Below are 16,397 nucleotides of genomic sequence, written 5' to 3'. Positions count from 1 at the left end.
ATATTCTCGCAACGCCACGGTCACTCTCCCTTGAGTGTGGTTCAGCGGGCGGGCGGCGTGTAGAAGTCCCCTTCGGAGGTCCACTTGCCGTTCTTGACGACGACCCGCTGCACATCGCGCGAGCCCATGTGGCGGTCCGGGCCGAAGCTCATCACGGGAGCGACGCCGGGATCGATATTCTTCGCCTGTTCGTAGGCTTTCGCCAGCGCTTCGGACGTCACCGCGCCCGGGATGGTCTGCGCGATCTGGGCGAACACCTTCGCCCCGGCCCAGCCCCAGAGCGCGATGAAGTCCGCGGGCTGACCCGGCTCGTACTTCGCCATGGCGTCGCGGAACTCCTTGACGGACGGGTCGGTGTCGTTGGGCGACTTGACCAGCTGCACGGCGCGGGCGCCCTCGGCGGCGGGACCGGCCAGGGTGAGCGTGGACTGCGCGGCGACCGGCGCGTAGCTGTAGGTCGGCGCGGCGAGCCCCTGCAGCTTGGCTTCCTTCATGAACGCGGCCGCCTCCGGCGAGGCGAGGATCAGGATGACCGCGTCCGGTGCCTTGCCCTTCACCTGGCTGACGACCGGGCTGTAGTCGGTGGACTGGAACTTCACCGGCTGCAGGCTCACGTTCATCGCCGGGTCGGACTTCTTGGCGACGCTCTGGGCGGCCTGGGCGACCTTGACGAACGCGGCGGGGTCGCTGTGCACCACGACGACGTTCTTGCGGCCGTCCTTGACCACCCAGTCGCCGAGCGCGGCGGCCTGGTCCTCGTACAGCGTCTGCGTGCCGAAGAGGTTCGCGCGCGGCGGGTTGTACCAGGAGTCGAGGCCGCCGAGCTCGTTGAGGATCGGCACCTTCGACTGCTGGAGCACGAACGGGAACGCGGCCTCGGCCTGCGACGTCCCGTTGGCGGCGACGATGGCGGAGACCTTGTCCTGGCCGATCAGCTCGCGGGCGATCTGGACGGTCTGCTGCGGGTCGAACGCGTTGTCCTTGACGATCCAGTTGACCTTGCGGCCGTTGATGCCGCCGCGGTCGTTGATCATCTTGAAGTAGGCGTCCGCGCCGGCGCGCTGCGGGACGCCGGAGGCGCTGACCGCGCCGGAAAGCGGGTACCACGCCCCGATCGTGATTTCCTTGTCGTTCGCTCCGGCCGAGTTCGCGCTCGCACAGGCGGTGGCGGCGAGAACGAGGGTCGCGGCGACGGCGGCAACTTTGACGGGCGTCGAGCGGAGGCGCATGACTGCTCCTAGCAACCTGAGTTCAGTTCAGTTTGACTGTAGCCGCCACTGCACGGGCGGACAAGGGAAGCGGAGAACTATCCGAAAAGGAGGCTCAGCGGACAGGACTTGGCGACTTCAGTCCTTTGTGGATCGTCGGCTCGGCTTCCGTTGTTGACCGGTCGCCAGCGCCCCAATGTGGCGTTCGGTGCGTTGAATCGGCACTGTGGCGCGCAGCGCCTCCGTTGAGGGTGGTGGCGGGGGCATGGATGGAGCACCCAATGTGGCGTTCGGTGCGTCCAGCGCACCCAATGTGGCGTTCGGTGCGTTGGACGCAACCAACGCCACATTGGGGCGTTTGGGGCCCTGCGGAAAGCCGGGGCTATTCGGTGACCATGCGGAGGCAGCAGCCCTCGATGAGCTCCCGCACCTCGGCCAGCGGGGTCGAGCCGGTCGGCCGGTACCACCGCCAGACGCTGATGATCATGCCCAGCATGGCCAGCGCGAGGGTGTGCGCGTCGCGGACCGGGAACGCGCCCTGGGACATGCCCTGGGTGAGCAGGCGGGTCCAGTCGCGCTCGATGCTCTGCACCAGCTCGCGGGCGGCGCGCCGCTCGGTCTCCTCGCGTTTCGACGCACGGGGCCCGGCCAGCAGCACCATGTTGTTCTGCAGGATCCGCATCTGGAGGATCTCGGACTCCGACACCGCGAACGCCGCGCGCACCGCGGCCCGCAGCGCCGCCACCGGGTCGGTCTCGCCCTCGGTGGCTTCGACGAACTGGTCGCGCGAGCGCTGCAGCTCCAGCCGCATGATGGTCAGCAGGCAGTGCGCCTTGGACTCGAAGTAGTGGTAGAGCGCGGTCTGCCCGATCCCGACGCGGCCGGCCACCGCCGACCACTTGGTCGCCTCGTAGCCCGTCTCGCCGAAGTACTCGACCGCCGCGGCCAGGATGGCGCTCCGCTTGGACCGGGGTCCTTCGTCCGGTTCCACGAGCCTCGCCCCGGTCATCGCCTGCCCTCTCGTGCGCGTCACCTTGCGACCCCCGAGCGTAGTCCTCACCTGAATTCATGTCACATCGGCTTCCGGGTGAGGAAAGCCGCGACGCCGTCCCGGCCGTGCGGGGAAACCGCCGCCTCGGCGATGGTCCGGGCTTCGACGTCCAGGTGCTGCTCGAAGGTAGCCGCCTGCCCGGCACGGACCAGGCGTTTGGTGACGCCGAAGGCCGGGCCGGCCAGCCGCTCCGCGAGCGTAGCCGCCGTCTGCTCCGGGTCCGCCACGACGCTGGTGACCAGGCCGATGGCCAGTGCCTCCGCGGCCGTGAGACGGCGGTTCGTCAGCAGCAGGTCGAGGGCCCGCCGCGGCCCGACCAGCCGGGGCAGCGACCAGGAAACACCCGCGTCGGGGGTGTAGCCGATCCCGGTGTAAGCCGCCACGAACCCGGCGTCCTCCGCCGCGACCACGAGGTCGGCGACGCCGAGGAGCCCGAGCCCGGCCCCCGCGACCGCGCCCCGCACGGCGGCGACCACCGGGGCGTCGAGCGCGGCGAAGATCCGGAGCGCCTCGTGCAGGGCGCCGGTGACCCGGTCCAGGTGGGCGCGGAGGTCGTCGGCCGCCGCGAACTCGCGCAGGTCGCCGCCGACGCAGAACGACTGCCCCGCCGCCGTGAGCAGCACCGACCGGACGTGCTCGCACCGCCGGGCCGCGTCGAGCAGGCCTTCCGCGGTCGCGAGGTCGATCGGGTTGCCGCGGCCGCGGGTCAGCCGGACGTGGGCGGCGCCGTTCTCGACGGCCACCGACACGCTCATCGCGCGGTCCAGCCGCCGTCGACGACCATCACCTGGCCGGTGTAGTACGACGAGGCGTCCGAGGCCAGGAACAGCAAGGCGCCGTCGAGTTCGCCGGCGTCGCCGCCGCGGTTCAGCATCGTGTTGCGCTCCACCCACCGGCGGGAGCGCTCGTCGGTGAACAGGTCTTCGGTCATCTCCGTGCGGAACCAGCCGGGCGCCAGCGCGTTGACCCGGATCCCGGCGCCGCCCCACTGGCCGGCCAGCTCCCGGGTGAGCCCGATCAGCCCGGCTTTGGACGCGGCGTAGCTCGCGCCGCCCATCGGCGCGGCCGAGACCAGCCCGAGGATCGACGCGACGTTGACGATGCTGCCGCCGCCGGAGCTTTCGGCCATCAGCCGGGACAGGTGGTACGGCGCGACGAGGTTCACCGCCAGGACATCCGCGAAATCCGCAGCGCTCTCCTTCGCGGCTTGCTGCTCCCCCGGTACGCCCGCGTTGTTGACCAGGATGTCGATCCGGCCCGCCGTCTCGGCCAGCCGTTCCCGGTCCGCCGCGACCGAAACGTCGCAGGTCACGGGGTGGATGCCCGGGCCGAGAGCGGCCAGCCGGCCGGCCCGGCGCGCGGCGGCGAACACGGTCGCCCCCGCCGAAGCCAGCACCGACGCGAACCGCGCGCCCAAGCCCGAAGACGCCCCGGTCACCACCGCCGTCTTCCCCTCCAGGGAGAACATCACGCGTCCACGGCGATCGGGAGGGCGGTCGCGCCGCCGTCCAGCACGAGGGCCTGCCCGGTCATCCACGACGACGCCTCGCTCGCCAGGAACAGGGCCGCGTTGGCGACGTCCTCGGTGGTGCCGAGCCGGCGCAGCGGCAGCTTGGCGGTGAGGACCGGTTCGCGCGCCTCCCACACCGCCCGCGCCAGCTCGGTCTTGATCACGCCCGGCGCGATCGCGTTGACCCGGACCTTCGGGCCGAGTTCGTAGGCGAGCTGGCGGGTCATCAGCAGCATCGCCGCTTTCGTCGCGTTGTAGTAGCCGATCTGCGGGTCGACGATCATCCCGCCGACGGAGGCGATGTTGACGATCGTGCCGCCGTGCTCGCTCATCCAGGCGTGCCAGGCCGCGCGGCTCCAGGCGATCATGCCGTACTGGTTGACCCGCACGGTCTTCTCCGCGCGCGGCAGGTCCAGTTCGAGCAGGTCGCCCATGTACGGGTTGGTGGCCGCGTTGTTGACCAGGACGTCGAGCCGTCCGAAGTGGACCATCGTGTCGGCGACGCAGCGCTCGGCCTGCTCGGGTTCCCCGGCGTTGGCGACGACGTCCAGGACGTCGCCGGTGCCTTCGCCGCGGAGCAGCTCGGCCCGGGCGTCCCTGAGCCCGTCGGCCTTGCGCGCCGCGATGACGATGTGCGCCCCGGCCGCGCGGAACGCACGAGCGATGCCGAGACCGATGCCGCGCGAGCCGCCGGTGATCACGGCTACCTGTCCGTCGAGGACCTTCATGGCGCTTTCTCCTTGTACCGGGCCAGTTCCAGGCGGGCGACCGTGCGCAGGTGGACCTCGTCGGGGCCGTCGGCGATCTTCAGCGCACGGGTGATCGAGAACAGCCGGGCCAGCACGGTGTCGTCGCTGACCCCCGCCGCGCCGTGGGCCTGCACCGCGCGGTCGACGACGCGGTGGGCGACGTCGAGGGCGGCGACCTTGATCGCGGCGACCTCCAGCCGGGCGGCCGCGTTGCCGACGGTGTCCATCAGCCAGGCCGACTTGAGCACGAGCAGCCGCAGCTGTTCGATCTCGATCCGGCTGCGCGCGATCCACTCGCGCACGACGCCCTGGTCGGCGAGCGGGCCGCCGAACGCGACCCGGGACAGCGTCCGCTCGCACATCAGCCGCAACGCGCGTTCGGCGAACCCGACCGCGCGCATCGCGTAGTGCATCCGGCCGGGGCCGAGCCGCCCCTGGGCGAGCGCGAACCCCTCGCCTTCGCCGCCGAGGAGGTTCGACGCGGGCACGCGGACGTTCTCGAACAGCACTTCACCGTGACCGAGGCGGTCGGTGTAGCCGAACATCGGCAGGTCGCGCAGCACAGTGACACCCGGGGCGTCCCGCGGAACGAGCACCATGCTCTGCTGCCGGTACGTCGGCGCGGAAGGGTCACTGACGCCCATCAGGATGATGAGTGCGCAGTCGGGGTCGAGGATGCCGGAGGTGTACCACTTGCGGCCGTCGACGACGTAGTGGTCGCCGTCGCGGGTGATGCGGGTGCGGATGTTGCGCGCGTCCGAGCTGGCGACGTCGGGTTCGGTCATCGCGAAGCACGACCGGATCCGGGCGTCCAGCAGGGGCTTCAGCCACCGTTCCTGCTGCTCGGCGGTGCCGAAGAGGGCCAGGAGTTCCATGTTGCCGGTGTCCGGGGCGGAGCAGTTGAAGACCTCGTTGCCGATGATCGACCGGCCCATCAGCTCGGCCAAGGGCGCGTACTCGAGGTTCGTCAGCCCGGCGCCCCAGCCGCCGTGGGCGAGGAACAGGTTCCACAGTCCTTCGGCGCGGGCCTTTTCCTTGAGTTCCACCATGATCGGCGGCAACGCGTGCGGGTCGGCGGCCTCGGCGAGCTGGCGGTCGTACACCGGCTCGGCCGGGATGACGTGTGTGTCCATAAAGGACCGGACGCGCTCCTGCAGTTCGGTGGCACGCGCCGAAAACGCGAAATCCATGCCTAACTCCTCAGAATGTCCGCGGCGGACCGGATCATCGCCGCGATCGTCGGGGGCAGCCGCTCCTGGTCGGGGTCGTGGTGCTTGCCTTCGCGGTGCCGGCGCAGGTTGTGGCCCATGATCGCGGCCATCTTCATCCGGCCCAGCGCCCGGAACCACGCCATGTCCGGCAGGGGGTCGCCGTAGACCTCGAGCAGCTCCGCCTCACCGGGCAGGCCGGGCACCGGGACGCCGAGAGCCGGGAAGTTGCGGTGGTCGGCGAACAGCAGGAACCAGCCGAGATCGGTGCGGGGATCGCCGGTGCTCCAGATTTCCCAGTCGACGACGGCGGTGGGCCGGTCACCGGCGAACAGCACGTTCCCGAGCCGGAAGTCCCCGTGCACCAGGACCGGGGGCAGATCGTCCGGCACGGCGCCCGCGAGCGACCGCAGCAGGTCCTCGGCGCCCGGCCGGAGTTCGGCCGGGACCGCGTGCATCGTGCGGCTCCAGCGCTCCAGCTCCCCGGCGGCCGTGGCGGGTGGCTCACCGGGCACTGGCCCGGCGTCGTGCAGCAAGCGCAGGAGACGGGCGGCCTCGAGCATCCGGGCGCGGGCCAGTTCCGGCGCGAGGGTGTGCTCGTCGAGGACGGGCTCGACGGCCGCACCCTCGGCGAACTCCATGGCGAACCACGTCTCGTCCGTCACGATCACGCGCGGCACGGGCACGGCCGAACCTTCAAGTGCGCGCAGAACCCGCGCCTGCCGCAGGACGTCGTTGCGGCCCACCGGCTTCTGCCCCGGCGGGACAGCCTTGACGACGTAGGAGTCCTTGACCGTGTAGGTGAGCCCGGAGTGCCCGCCCGGCAGGACTTCCAGCTCACCACCGAGACGCTCACGGACCTGGTCGGCGAGGCTCATCGGGACGGCTCCTTCGGCAGGCCGAGCACCCGCTCGGCGAGGATGGTCCGCTGGATCTCGTCCGAGCCGCCGGCGATGCTGTAGCCGGGGGCGCCCAGCAGGTGCTCGGTCCAGGCGAACGTGCCCCACTCGCCGGTGTCCGCGACCAGCCGCGGCCCGAGCAGCTGCACCACGAGGTCGCTGGTCCGCCGCATGGTCTCGGTCGCGTACAGCTTCCCCACGGAGGCTTCCGCGCCCGGCTCCCGTCCCGCCGCGAGAGCCGCCGTGACACGCAGGCCGATGAGCCGCTGGACGAGCGTGCGGACGAACAGGTCCGCGGTCTGCTGCCGCTCGACGTCGGACAGGGCACGGTGGCGGGCCAGCTCGATCGCGCGGTCGGCGTTGTCCAGGCCCAGCGACCCGGAGTCCAGCCGCTCGGCGGCCAGCACGCTCAGGGTGACCTTCCAGCCCTGGCCGACCGGGCCGAGCCGGTCGGTGTCGGGCACGACCACGCCGTCGAGGTAGACCTCGTTGAAGCTCGCCCCGCCGGTCATCTGCCGGATCGGCCGCACGGTCACGCCCGGGGCGTCCATCCGCACCAGGAACACCGTGATCCCGGCGTGCTTGGGCGCTTCCGGATCGGTGCGGCACACCGCGACACCCCAGGTGGCGACCCGGGCGCCGGACGTCCACACCTTGTGGCCGTGCAGCACCCAGTGGCCGCCGTCGCGGACCGCTTTCGTGCGGACGGCGGCCAGGTCGGACCCGGCTTCGGTCTCCGAGAACAGCTGGCAGGCCAGCTCGTCGGTCCGCAGCATCGGCCGCAGCCAGCGTCGCTTCTGCTCGTCGGTGCCCCAGATCTCGATCGCCGGGGCGACCAAGTGCTGGGTGACGGGGAAGATCTCACTGCGGCGCGGGACGTCGAACGCGGCTTCCTCGGTCCGGTAGAGCTGCTCGTAGAACGCGGGCAGCCCACGGCCGCCGGACGACGGCGCCCGGCTGAGCGCGCCCCAACCGGCGTCGAACCGCGTGCGCTCCCACTCCTGGCCACGCGCGGTGTGCGCGTGTTCCTCTTCCTCGGTCCAGTTGTCGAACACCGCGACCGAGTCGTCGCCCGTTCCCCAGGAGGCCGAGGTCCGGAGAGCGGCCACGGTGGACAGCCAGGCCCGTGCCTCGGCGCGGAATTCCGCCGGGCCGGTCATCGGGCCAGCACCGTGCACGCGCTGACCCCGGGCGCGCCGTAGACGTGGGTGAACCCGATCCGCGGCTCCCCCGGCACCTGCCGGGCGCCCGCCCGGCCGCGCAGCTGCTGGACGACCTCGTAGACCTGCCGCAGCCCGGACGCGCCGATCGGCTCGCCGTTGGCGATGCAGCCGCCGTCGGTGTTGACCGGCAGCGGCCCGTCGATCTCCGTGGCCCGGTCGGCGATCAGCTTCTCCTGTTCGCCGTCCTCGCAGAAGCCGCATTCGGCCAGGTGCATCACTTCGGCGCCGCTTTCGGTGTCCTGCAGCTGGATGACGTCCACATCGGACGGTCCGAGGCCGGCCGCTTCGAACGCCGCCGCGGCCGCGTCCCGGCTGACGCTGGTCGGCTCGCCCGCTTCCAGCACCGGGCTGAACACCTCGAACGAGCCACGACGGCGGGTCCGCACGACGGCCGACCGCAGCGTGACGGCGTCGCGGGTGGGGACCGAGGGAGAGCACAGGACCAGCGCCGCCGAGCCCTCCCCCGGAGAACAGAACATGAAGCGGGTCAGCGGGTCGTTGACCATCCCCGACGCGAGGATCTCGTCCGCGCCGATCTCCTTGCGGCGCCACGCTTCCGGCGTCAAGCTGCCGTTGCGGTACGCCTTTTCCGCGACCAGCGCGAGTGTCCTCGGCGTGATGCCGAAGTCGTGCGCATAACGCTGGATCTTCACGCCGAAGAACTGCGTGGTCACCATCAGCCCGTCGCGCCCGTAGGCGTCGTCCAGGCCCCAGTCCTCGGGACGCGGGTCGAACGCGCCTCGCGGGTGCTTGTCGAACCCGACGACGAGGACGACGTCGGCCATCCCGCCGCGGATCGCGTTGACCGCCGAGACGAGCGCGCTGCCGCCGGTCGCGCAGCCGTTCTTGACGTTCACGAACGGCAGGCCGGTCAGCCCGAGGTCGGCGACGAGGGTGTCGGCGAGCCCGGCCGCGTCGCTGCCGCCGAACGCGGCGCCGACCCGGGACCACGGGATCCCGGCGTCGGCGAGCGCCGCCGTCGCCGCGGCGACGGCGTGTTCCCGGCCGGACCGCTCGGACCGGCCGAACGGGGTGCGGGCGGCGCCGCAGATCAGGACGTCGTCGGTCACGAATCCTCCTCGACCGGCTGGGCGTGCGGAACTCCGTCAGTCGCTTCGACGCGCATGCGCATTCCGATATGGACACTGTGGACGGCCCCGGGCACGTCGAGCACGGCGGCCACGCGCGGCCCGCCGTCCAGCTCGACGTACCCGAGCGCGAACGGCTCGAAGCCGCCGGTGGGCGGGACGTACGGGGGCGACTTCGGGGCGAACCGCTGAACCGTCCACGTCCACAACGTGCCCTCGGCGGGCAGGGTCACCCCCGTCGGCGTCATCGCTCAGCGCCCCGTCCACTTGGGTTCGCGCTTCTCCAGGAACGCCGCGACGCCTTCGGCCGCGTCGTTCGAATTCAGTGTCACGCCCACCGCGAGGTGCTCCATGACCATCAGCGACTGCGTGTCGGCGTCGAGGCTGCGGTCGATGGTCATCTTGGTGATGCGCATCTGGAACGGGCTCTTGTCGGTGAGGTGGCTGATGAACTCCTCGACCGTCTCGTCCAGCTTCTCGCCCGGCGCGGACTTGTTGATCAGGTCGAAGTCGGCCGCCTCGACACCGGAGAGCAGCTTGCCGGTGAGCATCAGCTCCTTGGTCTTGCGGATGCCGATCATCCGCGGCACCCGGTAGATCGGGCCCGCGCCACCGAAGAGCCCGCGGCGCATGTGGAAGTCGCCGATCTTGGCGTCGTCCGAAGCGATCGCGAAGTCGCAGGAGATCATCAGCTCGAAGCCACCGGCGGTGACGTAGCCCTCGAGGACCGCGACCGACGGCGTGTTCATCGAGTACAGGCGGTCGCAGATCTTCGCGGAGATGACGGCCACCTCCATCGCCGTCGAGCTGCCGATGTACTCGGCCTGCAGGCTGTCGAGGTCGAAGCCGGAGCAGAACGTGCCGCCGCGGCCGCGCAGGACCAGCACGCGCAGGTCCGGGTCCTTGTCGACCTCGGTGATGATCTCGTCGAGCCGCTCCAGGATCGGCACGGTGACGCAGTTCTTCTTCCACGGCCGGTTCAGCCACACCCGGGCCACGTTCCCGTCGCGCTCGAACTGGATCTCGTCTTCCACGGCCATCTCGTTCTCCTAACTGAACTGACTTCAGTTTGATTGAATAGGTCGGACAGGTCCGCTGTCAACCCGCGCGCGGGTGGCTAAAGTCCCAATGCGACGGCGAGGCGTGCGCTGTGGTTCTGCGGGGTGCCGAACAGCACCTCGTCCGCGCGGGCGCGCCGGACGTAGCGATGCGCCGGGTGCTCCCAGGTGAAGCCCGTCCCGCCGTGCAGCTGGACGTACTCGGCGACCGCCAGCCGGTAGGCGCCGGTGCCCACGATCGCCGCCGCCGCGGCGGCCACCGGGAGCTCCGGAGACTCGGTGGCGACGCAGGCGATGGCGTACGCCGTGGCCGAGCGCGCGGCCTCGTACTCCACCAGCAGTGCCGCGAGCCGGTGCTTGACCGCCTGGAACGATCCGATCGGCCGCCCGAACTGCCGTCGTTGCTCCACATAGGACACCGTTGCCTCGAGGGCGTGCCCGATGCCGCCGAGCTGTTCGGCGGCCAGCGCGGCCCGGCCGATGTCGAGCACCCGCGGCACGACGTCCGCGCTCCCCAGGAGCGTCGCCGGGGTGTCGCGGAACTCGAGCCGCGCCTGCGGCCGGGTCTCGTCGAGCACGCGCAGCGGTGTTCTGGTCGCGGCGTCCGGCTCGCAGGCGAACAGCCGGTCCCCCGCCCGCACGAGGATCAGGTCCGCGTCCGCTCCGCCGAGCACGAAGTCCGCCGAACCCGACAGCGTCCCGTCGCGCTCCCGGACATCACCGTCGAAGGCGACAGTCGCACTCAGGGTGCCGTCGGCGATGCCGGGCAGGTACTGCTCGTCACCGCAGAGCCGGAGGGTGTTCGCGGCGAGGACGACCGTCGGCAGCAGCGCCCCGGCACACAACGCGCGCCCGGCCTCCTCCAGCACCACGGCCAGCTCGGGGAACGAGTACCCGGCGCCGCCGTGCTTCTCGGGAATCGCGAGCCCCTGGACGCCCAGCTCGCCGGCCATCCGCTTCCACAGCCCGTCGTCGTTCCCGTGCGCGGCGAAGAAGTCCCTGGTCACGGCCCGGAGCTCGCGCTGCTCCGCGGTCTCGGTCATCCACGCCGGATCGATCGGCATCACGCCTCCAATGTCGTCACGTCACGCACGCCCAGCGCGACCGCGTGCTCGCCGCCGAAGTACGCGGACTCGGCCCGCGCGGCGAACGCCGGGTCGGCCGCCGGGCCGTGCGCGGCCACCACGCCTTCGTGCAGCACGACCACGTCGTGGCAGGTCGCCATCGCGCGGCTGAGCAGCTGTTCCAGCAGGACGACGGTCAGCCCGCCCTCGGCCAGCTCGCCCAGCCGCCCGTACACCTCGTCGACCAGGGCCGGGGCGAGCCCGAGCGCCGGCTCGTCGACGACCAGGACGTCCGGTCCCGCCATCAGGGCGCGGGCGATGGCGAGCATCTGCTGCTCGCCGCCGCTGAGCCCGGCCGCCTGGACCGAAAGCCGGTCGCGCAGCCGGGGCGGCAGCCACTCCGCCGTCTCGTCCAGCCTCGCCCGCAGCGCCGCTCCCTTCAGCCCCACGGAGTACGCGGCGACTTCGAGGTTTTCGCGCAGGGACAGCGTTTTGAACAGGGCCCGGCCTTCGGGCACGAGGCTGGTCCGCACCGTCCGGACGCCGGTGTCGCTCGCCTCGCGCGTCCCGGCGGACGGCCTCAGCGAGCCGTGCAGGACGCGGCCGAGGGTGCTCTTGCCCGCGCCGTTCGCGCCGACGACGCCGAGCACGGCGCCCTCGTGGACGTCCAGGTCGATCCCGCGCAGCGCCGCGACCCCGCCGTAGTGGTGTTCGACGCCGGTCAGCCGGAGCACCACCGGGCTGTCCGCGGCTCGCGCGGGCAACGCGGCGCGGGGGGTCGTCGTGCCGAGGTAGGACGCCTGCACGGCGCTGTCGCGCAGCACCTCGTCCGGCGCGCCCTCGCCGATCGGCTTGCCGAAGTCGAAGGCGACGACCCGGTCGGCCACGGCGAACAGGTCGTCCAGCACGTGGTCGATGACCAGCACGGCGGCGCCGGCGTCGCGCAGGCGCTCGATCTGCCGGGCGGCGGTCGCGCGCTCGTCGGCGTCCAGGCCGCCGAACGGCTCGTCCAGGACGAGCAGCGCGGGCTCCTCGGCCATCGCCCGCGCGAGGTCGAGGCGCTTCTGCAGGCCGAAGGGCAGCTCGGCCGGGTACCGGTCGGCGACGTCGGCCAGGCCGACGCGGGTGAGCAGCTCGCTCGCGACCCGGCGCTGCCGCGGCGTGATCCGGCGGTGCGTGCACAGCACGTTCTCCGCGACGGTGAGCTCGTCGAAGGTCTCCGCGTGCTGGAAGGTGCGGCCGATCCCGAGCCGTCGCCGGGCGGTGGCCCGGCCGGTCAGCAGCTGCTTGCCGTCGTACTCCGCGTTGCCGGAGACGCGGCCGCCGCCGATCAGTCCGGAAAGGACGTTCATGAGCGTGGTCTTGCCCGCGCCGTTCGGGCCGATGACGGCTAGGACCTCGCCTCTGCGGATCGAAAGCGACGCGCCTTCCAGGGCCTTCAATCCGCCGAAGCGCACGGAGACGTCCGTCAAGGTCAGCAACGGCGGTCCGTCGAGGACCCGGCGGGTGATCTCGGGTTCCGGCACGGTCACCGGTGCGGGACGCGACGGGCGGGCCAGCTTCCGGGCGAGCTTGCCGAGGGAGGGCACCACGCCGCTGGGCAGGAAGATCAGTGCGGCGATCAGGACCAGGCCCTGGACCACCGGCTGTGGCAGCCCGGCGGACGAGGCGAGCGTGGGCGACCAGGCGAGGTAGCCGCCGCCGACCACGGCGCCGAGCACGCTGCCGACCCCGCCGAGCACGCACGAGGCGATGAGCGAGATCCCCAGGTTGAGCGAGAACGGGTCGGGGCTGACGAACCCGCTGAGCAGGCCCAGCAGCACCCCGGCGAACCCGGTGAACGCGGCGCTCACGGCGAACGCGAGCGCCGACTGCGCCTCGGGCGCGATGCCGATCGACTGGGCGACCAGCGGGTGCGACTTCGCCGCCACCAGGCGCATCCGCAACGCGGACCCCTTGGCCAGCACGGCGATCGCCAGGCACACCCCGGCGGCGGCGACGGCGAGGGTCTGCGCTTCCGTTCCGCCGCTCGGCAGCACGCCGGCGAGAGTGTCCACTTGCGACACCGGGACGCCCTGGTCGCCGCCGGTGACGTCGGTCCAGCGGTTGATGACCTCGAGGGAGACGAGGCTGAACGCCAAGGTGAGCAGGGCGATGTAGAGCGTCGAGAACCGGGCGCCGGCGTAGCCGAGGAAGCCGCCGAGCACCGCACTGGCCACGACCGTGCCGACCACGATCGTCTCCAGCGACCAGCCGTGGCCGCTGCCGTAGGCGGCGAAGTACGCGCCGAGCGCGAAGAACGCCGGGTGCCCGACCGACCAGACGCCGGACCAGCCGGCCAGCAGGCCGACCGAGAGCACGACGATCGTGTAGACGGCGGCCAGCGCGACCGAATACGCCTGGAACGGCGGGACCACGCCGGAGTTCAGCACGGCGATCAGGGCGGCCGCGGCGAGCGGGCCGAGCAGGGCCCGCGTCACCCGGGAGCCGAGGAAGGACATGGCGTACCTCAAACCCGTTGGAAGGTGCGCGTGCCGAACAGGCCCTGGGGCCGGATCAGCAGCACGAGGACGGTGAAGGTGAAGACGAAGGTGTCGCGGAAGCTCGCCGAGACGTAGCTCGCGCCGAGGTTCTCGAGCACCCCCACGGCCAGTCCGCCGACGACCGCGCCGTACATGCTGTTCAGCCCGCCGAGGAAGATCCCGGCGAAGGCCCGGAACAGCGGCGCGGACAGCACGGTGGGCGCCAGGCCGACCTTCGGCGCGTAGAGGCACGCGGCGAGCGCGCCGAGCCCGAGGCCCAGCGCCCAGGCCAGCCGCGCGATCCGCTGCGCGCTGATCCCGACGACCTGGGCGGTGTCGGCGGACTCCGCGACCGCGCGCATCGCCGAGCCGGTGGTGGTCCGGCCGAACAGGAACGCGACCAGGCCCATCGCCACGCCGGCCACCGCGATGGTCAGCAGGCTCTGCGCCGGGATCGCGACGCCGCGCAGGCGGACGGTGCCGTCGACGATGCTGGGGAACGACTTGGGCTGCGTGCCCCAGACCGAGCTGACCACGCTTTCGGCGATGAGCGCGACACCCATGGTCACCACGAGGGCGGCGAACAGCCGGCCCTGGCCGAGCGGCCGGATCACGACCTCGCGGACGAGCAGCCCGGCCACCACGGTCACGACGACCGCGCCGAGCACGCCGACGAGCACCGCGGCACCGTTGTCGTGGAAGGTGATCGCGGCGTACAAGCCGAGCGTCGCGAGACTCGCGAGCGCGAAGTTCACGACGTCCGTCGCCCGGTAGACGATCACCAAGCCGAGGCCCATCAGGCCGTAGATCGCGCCACTGGCGATCCCGCTGACGAGCACGAGCAGGAATTGATCCACGCCGATCCTCTCCCTTGAGGACAAAGTGAACTCAGTTCAGGTGACGGTAGCCGCCGGGCCGCGGCCTGGCAACCCCGTCAGGCGGTGAAGCGGCCGCCGTTGGCCAGCACCACCGCGCCGGCCAGGTTGGCCGCTTCCCCACCGGCCAGGAACAACGCCACGCCGGCGATCTCGTCCGGGGTGGCGTAGGCCCCGCCGCCCGACGCGGCGAAAGCCCGGCGGAGCGCGTCCGGCGTCCGCGCCGCCATCCCCGTCTCTGTCGGCCCGGGCGCCACGACGTTGACCCGGACCCCGAACGGCACCACTTCCTTCGCCACCGCCTGGGCCAGCGCGTGCACCCCGGCCTTCGACGCGGAGTAGTGCGGGTAGCCCACCGGGGCGTCGAACGCGGACGACGATCCGACGACGACCACGGCACCGGCGCGCCGCGGCACCATGACCCGGACCGCCGCGCGCAGGACGTGGAACGTGCCGTCGAGGTTCACGCTGATGACCCGCCGCCACGACCGCACATCCAGCTCCGCCGTGACTTCCGGCGGCCGCCCGGCCTCCCAGGCGTCCGCGATCCGTTGCTTCGCCTGGGGATCGTCGACACCGGCCGCGTGCACGACGACGTCGAGCCCGCCGTGGTCGCGCTCGATCCCGGCGACCAGCCAGTCCACGCGGCCGGCGTCCGAGACGTCCACCTCCACGGCCTGAGCGTTGGCCAGCGGCGCGGCGGCCTTTTCCGCGGCCGCGAGGTCCCGGTCGGCGAGCACGACGTGCCCGGCACCGCGTTCGGCCAGTTTCCGCGCCACCGCGGCGCCGATCCCCGAGCCCGCGCCCGTCACGAGCGCCACCTTGCCGTCGAACGACGCTTCCTGAACTGAGTTCATTTCTGTATGGTGAGTGCTGTGAGTGCGGTGCGCAAGACCCGGGCCCTGCGGCTTCCGGCGTGGGGTGAGCCGCCCGCGCTCGCCGACGTCGACGTGCCCGAACCCACGGGCAGTGAGGTCCTGGTGCGCGTCGAGGCGGCCGGGATCTGCCATTCCGACCTGCACGTCCTCGACGCGGCGCCGGGTGCCCTCCCCTACCGGCCGCCGTTCACCCTGGGCCACGAGATCGCCGGGCACGTCGTGGCCGGTTCCGGCTTCGAAGCCGGCGAACGGGTCGCCGTGCACGGCCCGTGGGGCTGCGGCACCTGCCGCCGGTGCGCGGTGGGCGAAGACAACTACTGCGACCGGCGCGCCGAGCTGGGGTGGGCCGGCGCGGGTCTCGGCCGCGACGGCGGCATGGCCGGCCACGTCCTGGTCCCGCACGCCCGCCACCTCGTGCCGATCGGCGACCTCGACGCCACCCAGGCCGCACCGCTCACCGACGCCGGACTGACGCCGTACCACGCGGTGGCCCGGTTGCGGCTGGGCGACGACGCGTCCGTGGTGGTCGTCGGCGTCGGCGGGCTCGGGCACGTGGCGATCCAGATCCTGCGCGCGGTCACCAAAGCCCGGGTCTTCGCCGTCGACGTCCGCGAGGACGCCCTGTCCCTCGCCGGCCGGTCCGGCGCCCACCGCACCCTGCTCGCGCGAGCCGACACCGAGACCGTCCTGCGGCGCGAGACCGGCGGCGCCGACGCGGTGCTCGACTTCGTCGGCAGCGACCCGACGCTGCGCCTCTCCGCGGGCGTCCTGCGTCCGGGAGGCGACCTGGTGCTCGTCGGCAGCGGCGGCGGAAAGCTCACCATCACCAAGCCGGGCCCGCTCCCCCAGGGCGCGTCGGTGTCGCTCCCGTTCTGGGGCGGCAGCCGCGAACTGGCCGAGGTGATCGCGCTGGCGAGGACGGGCGGAATCCGGGTGGAGACCGAACTCTTCCCGCTGGCGGACGCCGGCGAAGCGTTCGACCGGCTGCGCGCGGGGCGCGTCCTGGGCCGGGCGGTCCTCCTGCCCGGCTGACCGAGCCGGGCGCAGCGCTTGACCTTGACACT

16 protein-coding genes are annotated in these 16,397 nt (G+C 72.2%); 1 reads left to right on the top strand and 15 read right to left on the bottom strand.

All coding sequences use genetic code 11. The features are described from left to right. Positions 1-41: 41 nt before the first annotated feature. The 15 genes from CF165_RS28185 to CF165_RS28115 form a co-directional block, all read right to left on the bottom strand. Complete coding sequence (locus CF165_RS28185; protein ID WP_093950587.1) at positions 42-1,229, bottom strand: ABC transporter substrate-binding protein; 1,188 nt, start codon at positions 1,227-1,229, stop codon at positions 42-44. Between the two features lie 361 nt (positions 1,230-1,590). Beyond that, positions 1,591-2,217 carry a TetR/AcrR family transcriptional regulator gene (locus CF165_RS28180; protein WP_093950586.1) on the bottom strand — a complete coding sequence of 209 codons (627 nt, stop codon included), beginning with the start codon at positions 2,215-2,217 and terminating at the stop codon, positions 1,591-1,593. Between the two features lie 62 nt (positions 2,218-2,279). After that, positions 2,280-3,014, bottom strand: a complete 735-nt coding sequence (locus tag CF165_RS28175; RefSeq protein ID WP_093950585.1) for an enoyl-CoA hydratase/isomerase family protein — start codon at positions 3,012-3,014, stop codon at positions 2,280-2,282. Continuing rightward, positions 3,011-3,727, bottom strand: coding sequence for an SDR family oxidoreductase (locus CF165_RS28170; RefSeq protein ID WP_093950584.1), 717 nt, complete (start codon positions 3,725-3,727; stop codon positions 3,011-3,013). The genes CF165_RS28175 and CF165_RS28170 overlap by 4 nt, the downstream gene beginning before the upstream one ends. Then, entirely contained in the window at positions 3,727-4,497 is a 771-nt protein-coding gene (locus CF165_RS28165; protein WP_093950583.1) for an SDR family oxidoreductase, read from the bottom strand. Before CF165_RS28165 ends, CF165_RS28170 begins: the two co-directional genes overlap by 1 nt. Continuing rightward, positions 4,494-5,708: an acyl-CoA dehydrogenase family protein gene (locus CF165_RS28160; RefSeq protein WP_093950582.1), complete on the bottom strand. Its 1,215-nt coding sequence runs from the start codon at positions 5,706-5,708 to the stop codon at positions 4,494-4,496. Before CF165_RS28160 ends, CF165_RS28165 begins: the two co-directional genes overlap by 4 nt. Before the next feature lie 2 nt (positions 5,709-5,710). Continuing rightward, on the bottom strand, positions 5,711-6,604 hold the full coding sequence (locus CF165_RS28155; protein ID WP_093950581.1) for a phosphotransferase family protein: 894 nt from the start codon (positions 6,602-6,604) through the stop codon (positions 5,711-5,713). Further along, complete coding sequence (locus CF165_RS28150; protein WP_093950580.1) at positions 6,601-7,785, bottom strand: acyl-CoA dehydrogenase family protein; 1,185 nt, start codon at positions 7,783-7,785, stop codon at positions 6,601-6,603. Before CF165_RS28150 ends, CF165_RS28155 begins: the two co-directional genes overlap by 4 nt. Beyond that, on the bottom strand, positions 7,782-8,918 hold the full coding sequence (locus tag CF165_RS28145) for a thiolase family protein (protein WP_093950579.1): 1,137 nt from the start codon (positions 8,916-8,918) through the stop codon (positions 7,782-7,784). Before CF165_RS28145 ends, CF165_RS28150 begins: the two co-directional genes overlap by 4 nt. Then, positions 8,915-9,184 (bottom strand): Zn-ribbon domain-containing OB-fold protein, encoded by a 270-nt coding sequence (locus CF165_RS28140; protein ID WP_093950578.1) that lies wholly within the window; start codon positions 9,182-9,184, stop codon positions 8,915-8,917. Before CF165_RS28140 ends, CF165_RS28145 begins: the two co-directional genes overlap by 4 nt. Positions 9,185-9,187: 3 nt before the next feature. Then, a complete protein-coding gene (locus CF165_RS28135) occupies positions 9,188-9,976 on the bottom strand; it encodes an enoyl-CoA hydratase/isomerase family protein (RefSeq protein ID WP_093950577.1) in 789 nt (262 codons plus the stop codon). A gap of 77 nt (positions 9,977-10,053) precedes the next feature. Continuing rightward, the gene (locus tag CF165_RS28130; protein ID WP_093950576.1) at positions 10,054-11,058 is read right to left on the bottom strand and encodes an acyl-CoA dehydrogenase family protein; all 1,005 of its coding nucleotides are present in this window, start codon (positions 11,056-11,058) and stop codon (positions 10,054-10,056) included. After that, positions 11,058-13,559, bottom strand: a complete 2,502-nt coding sequence (locus tag CF165_RS28125) for an ATP-binding cassette domain-containing protein (RefSeq protein WP_093950575.1) — start codon at positions 13,557-13,559, stop codon at positions 11,058-11,060. Before CF165_RS28125 ends, CF165_RS28130 begins: the two co-directional genes overlap by 1 nt. A gap of 8 nt (positions 13,560-13,567) precedes the next feature. Further along, positions 13,568-14,437, bottom strand: coding sequence for a branched-chain amino acid ABC transporter permease (locus CF165_RS28120; protein WP_093950574.1), 870 nt, complete (start codon positions 14,435-14,437; stop codon positions 13,568-13,570). Between the two features lie 77 nt (positions 14,438-14,514). Beyond that, positions 14,515-15,312 (bottom strand): SDR family NAD(P)-dependent oxidoreductase, encoded by a 798-nt coding sequence (locus tag CF165_RS28115; protein WP_093950573.1) that lies wholly within the window; start codon positions 15,310-15,312, stop codon positions 14,515-14,517. A 6-nt stretch (positions 15,313-15,318) separates the two neighbouring features. Here CF165_RS28115 and CF165_RS28110 point away from each other — a divergent pair, with 6 nt between their 5' ends. After that, on the top strand, positions 15,319-16,365 hold the full coding sequence (locus CF165_RS28110; protein WP_093950572.1) for an NAD(P)-dependent alcohol dehydrogenase: 1,047 nt from the start codon (positions 15,319-15,321) through the stop codon (positions 16,363-16,365). The last annotated feature ends 32 nt before the right edge of the window (positions 16,366-16,397 follow it).

Source organism: Amycolatopsis vastitatis, from assembly GCF_002234595.1.
Taxonomy (GTDB): Bacteria; Actinomycetota; Actinomycetes; order Mycobacteriales; family Pseudonocardiaceae; genus Amycolatopsis; species Amycolatopsis vastitatis.
The sequence above is the reverse complement of the archived record's forward strand: the minus strand, read 5'-3'. Positions and strand labels throughout refer to the sequence as shown.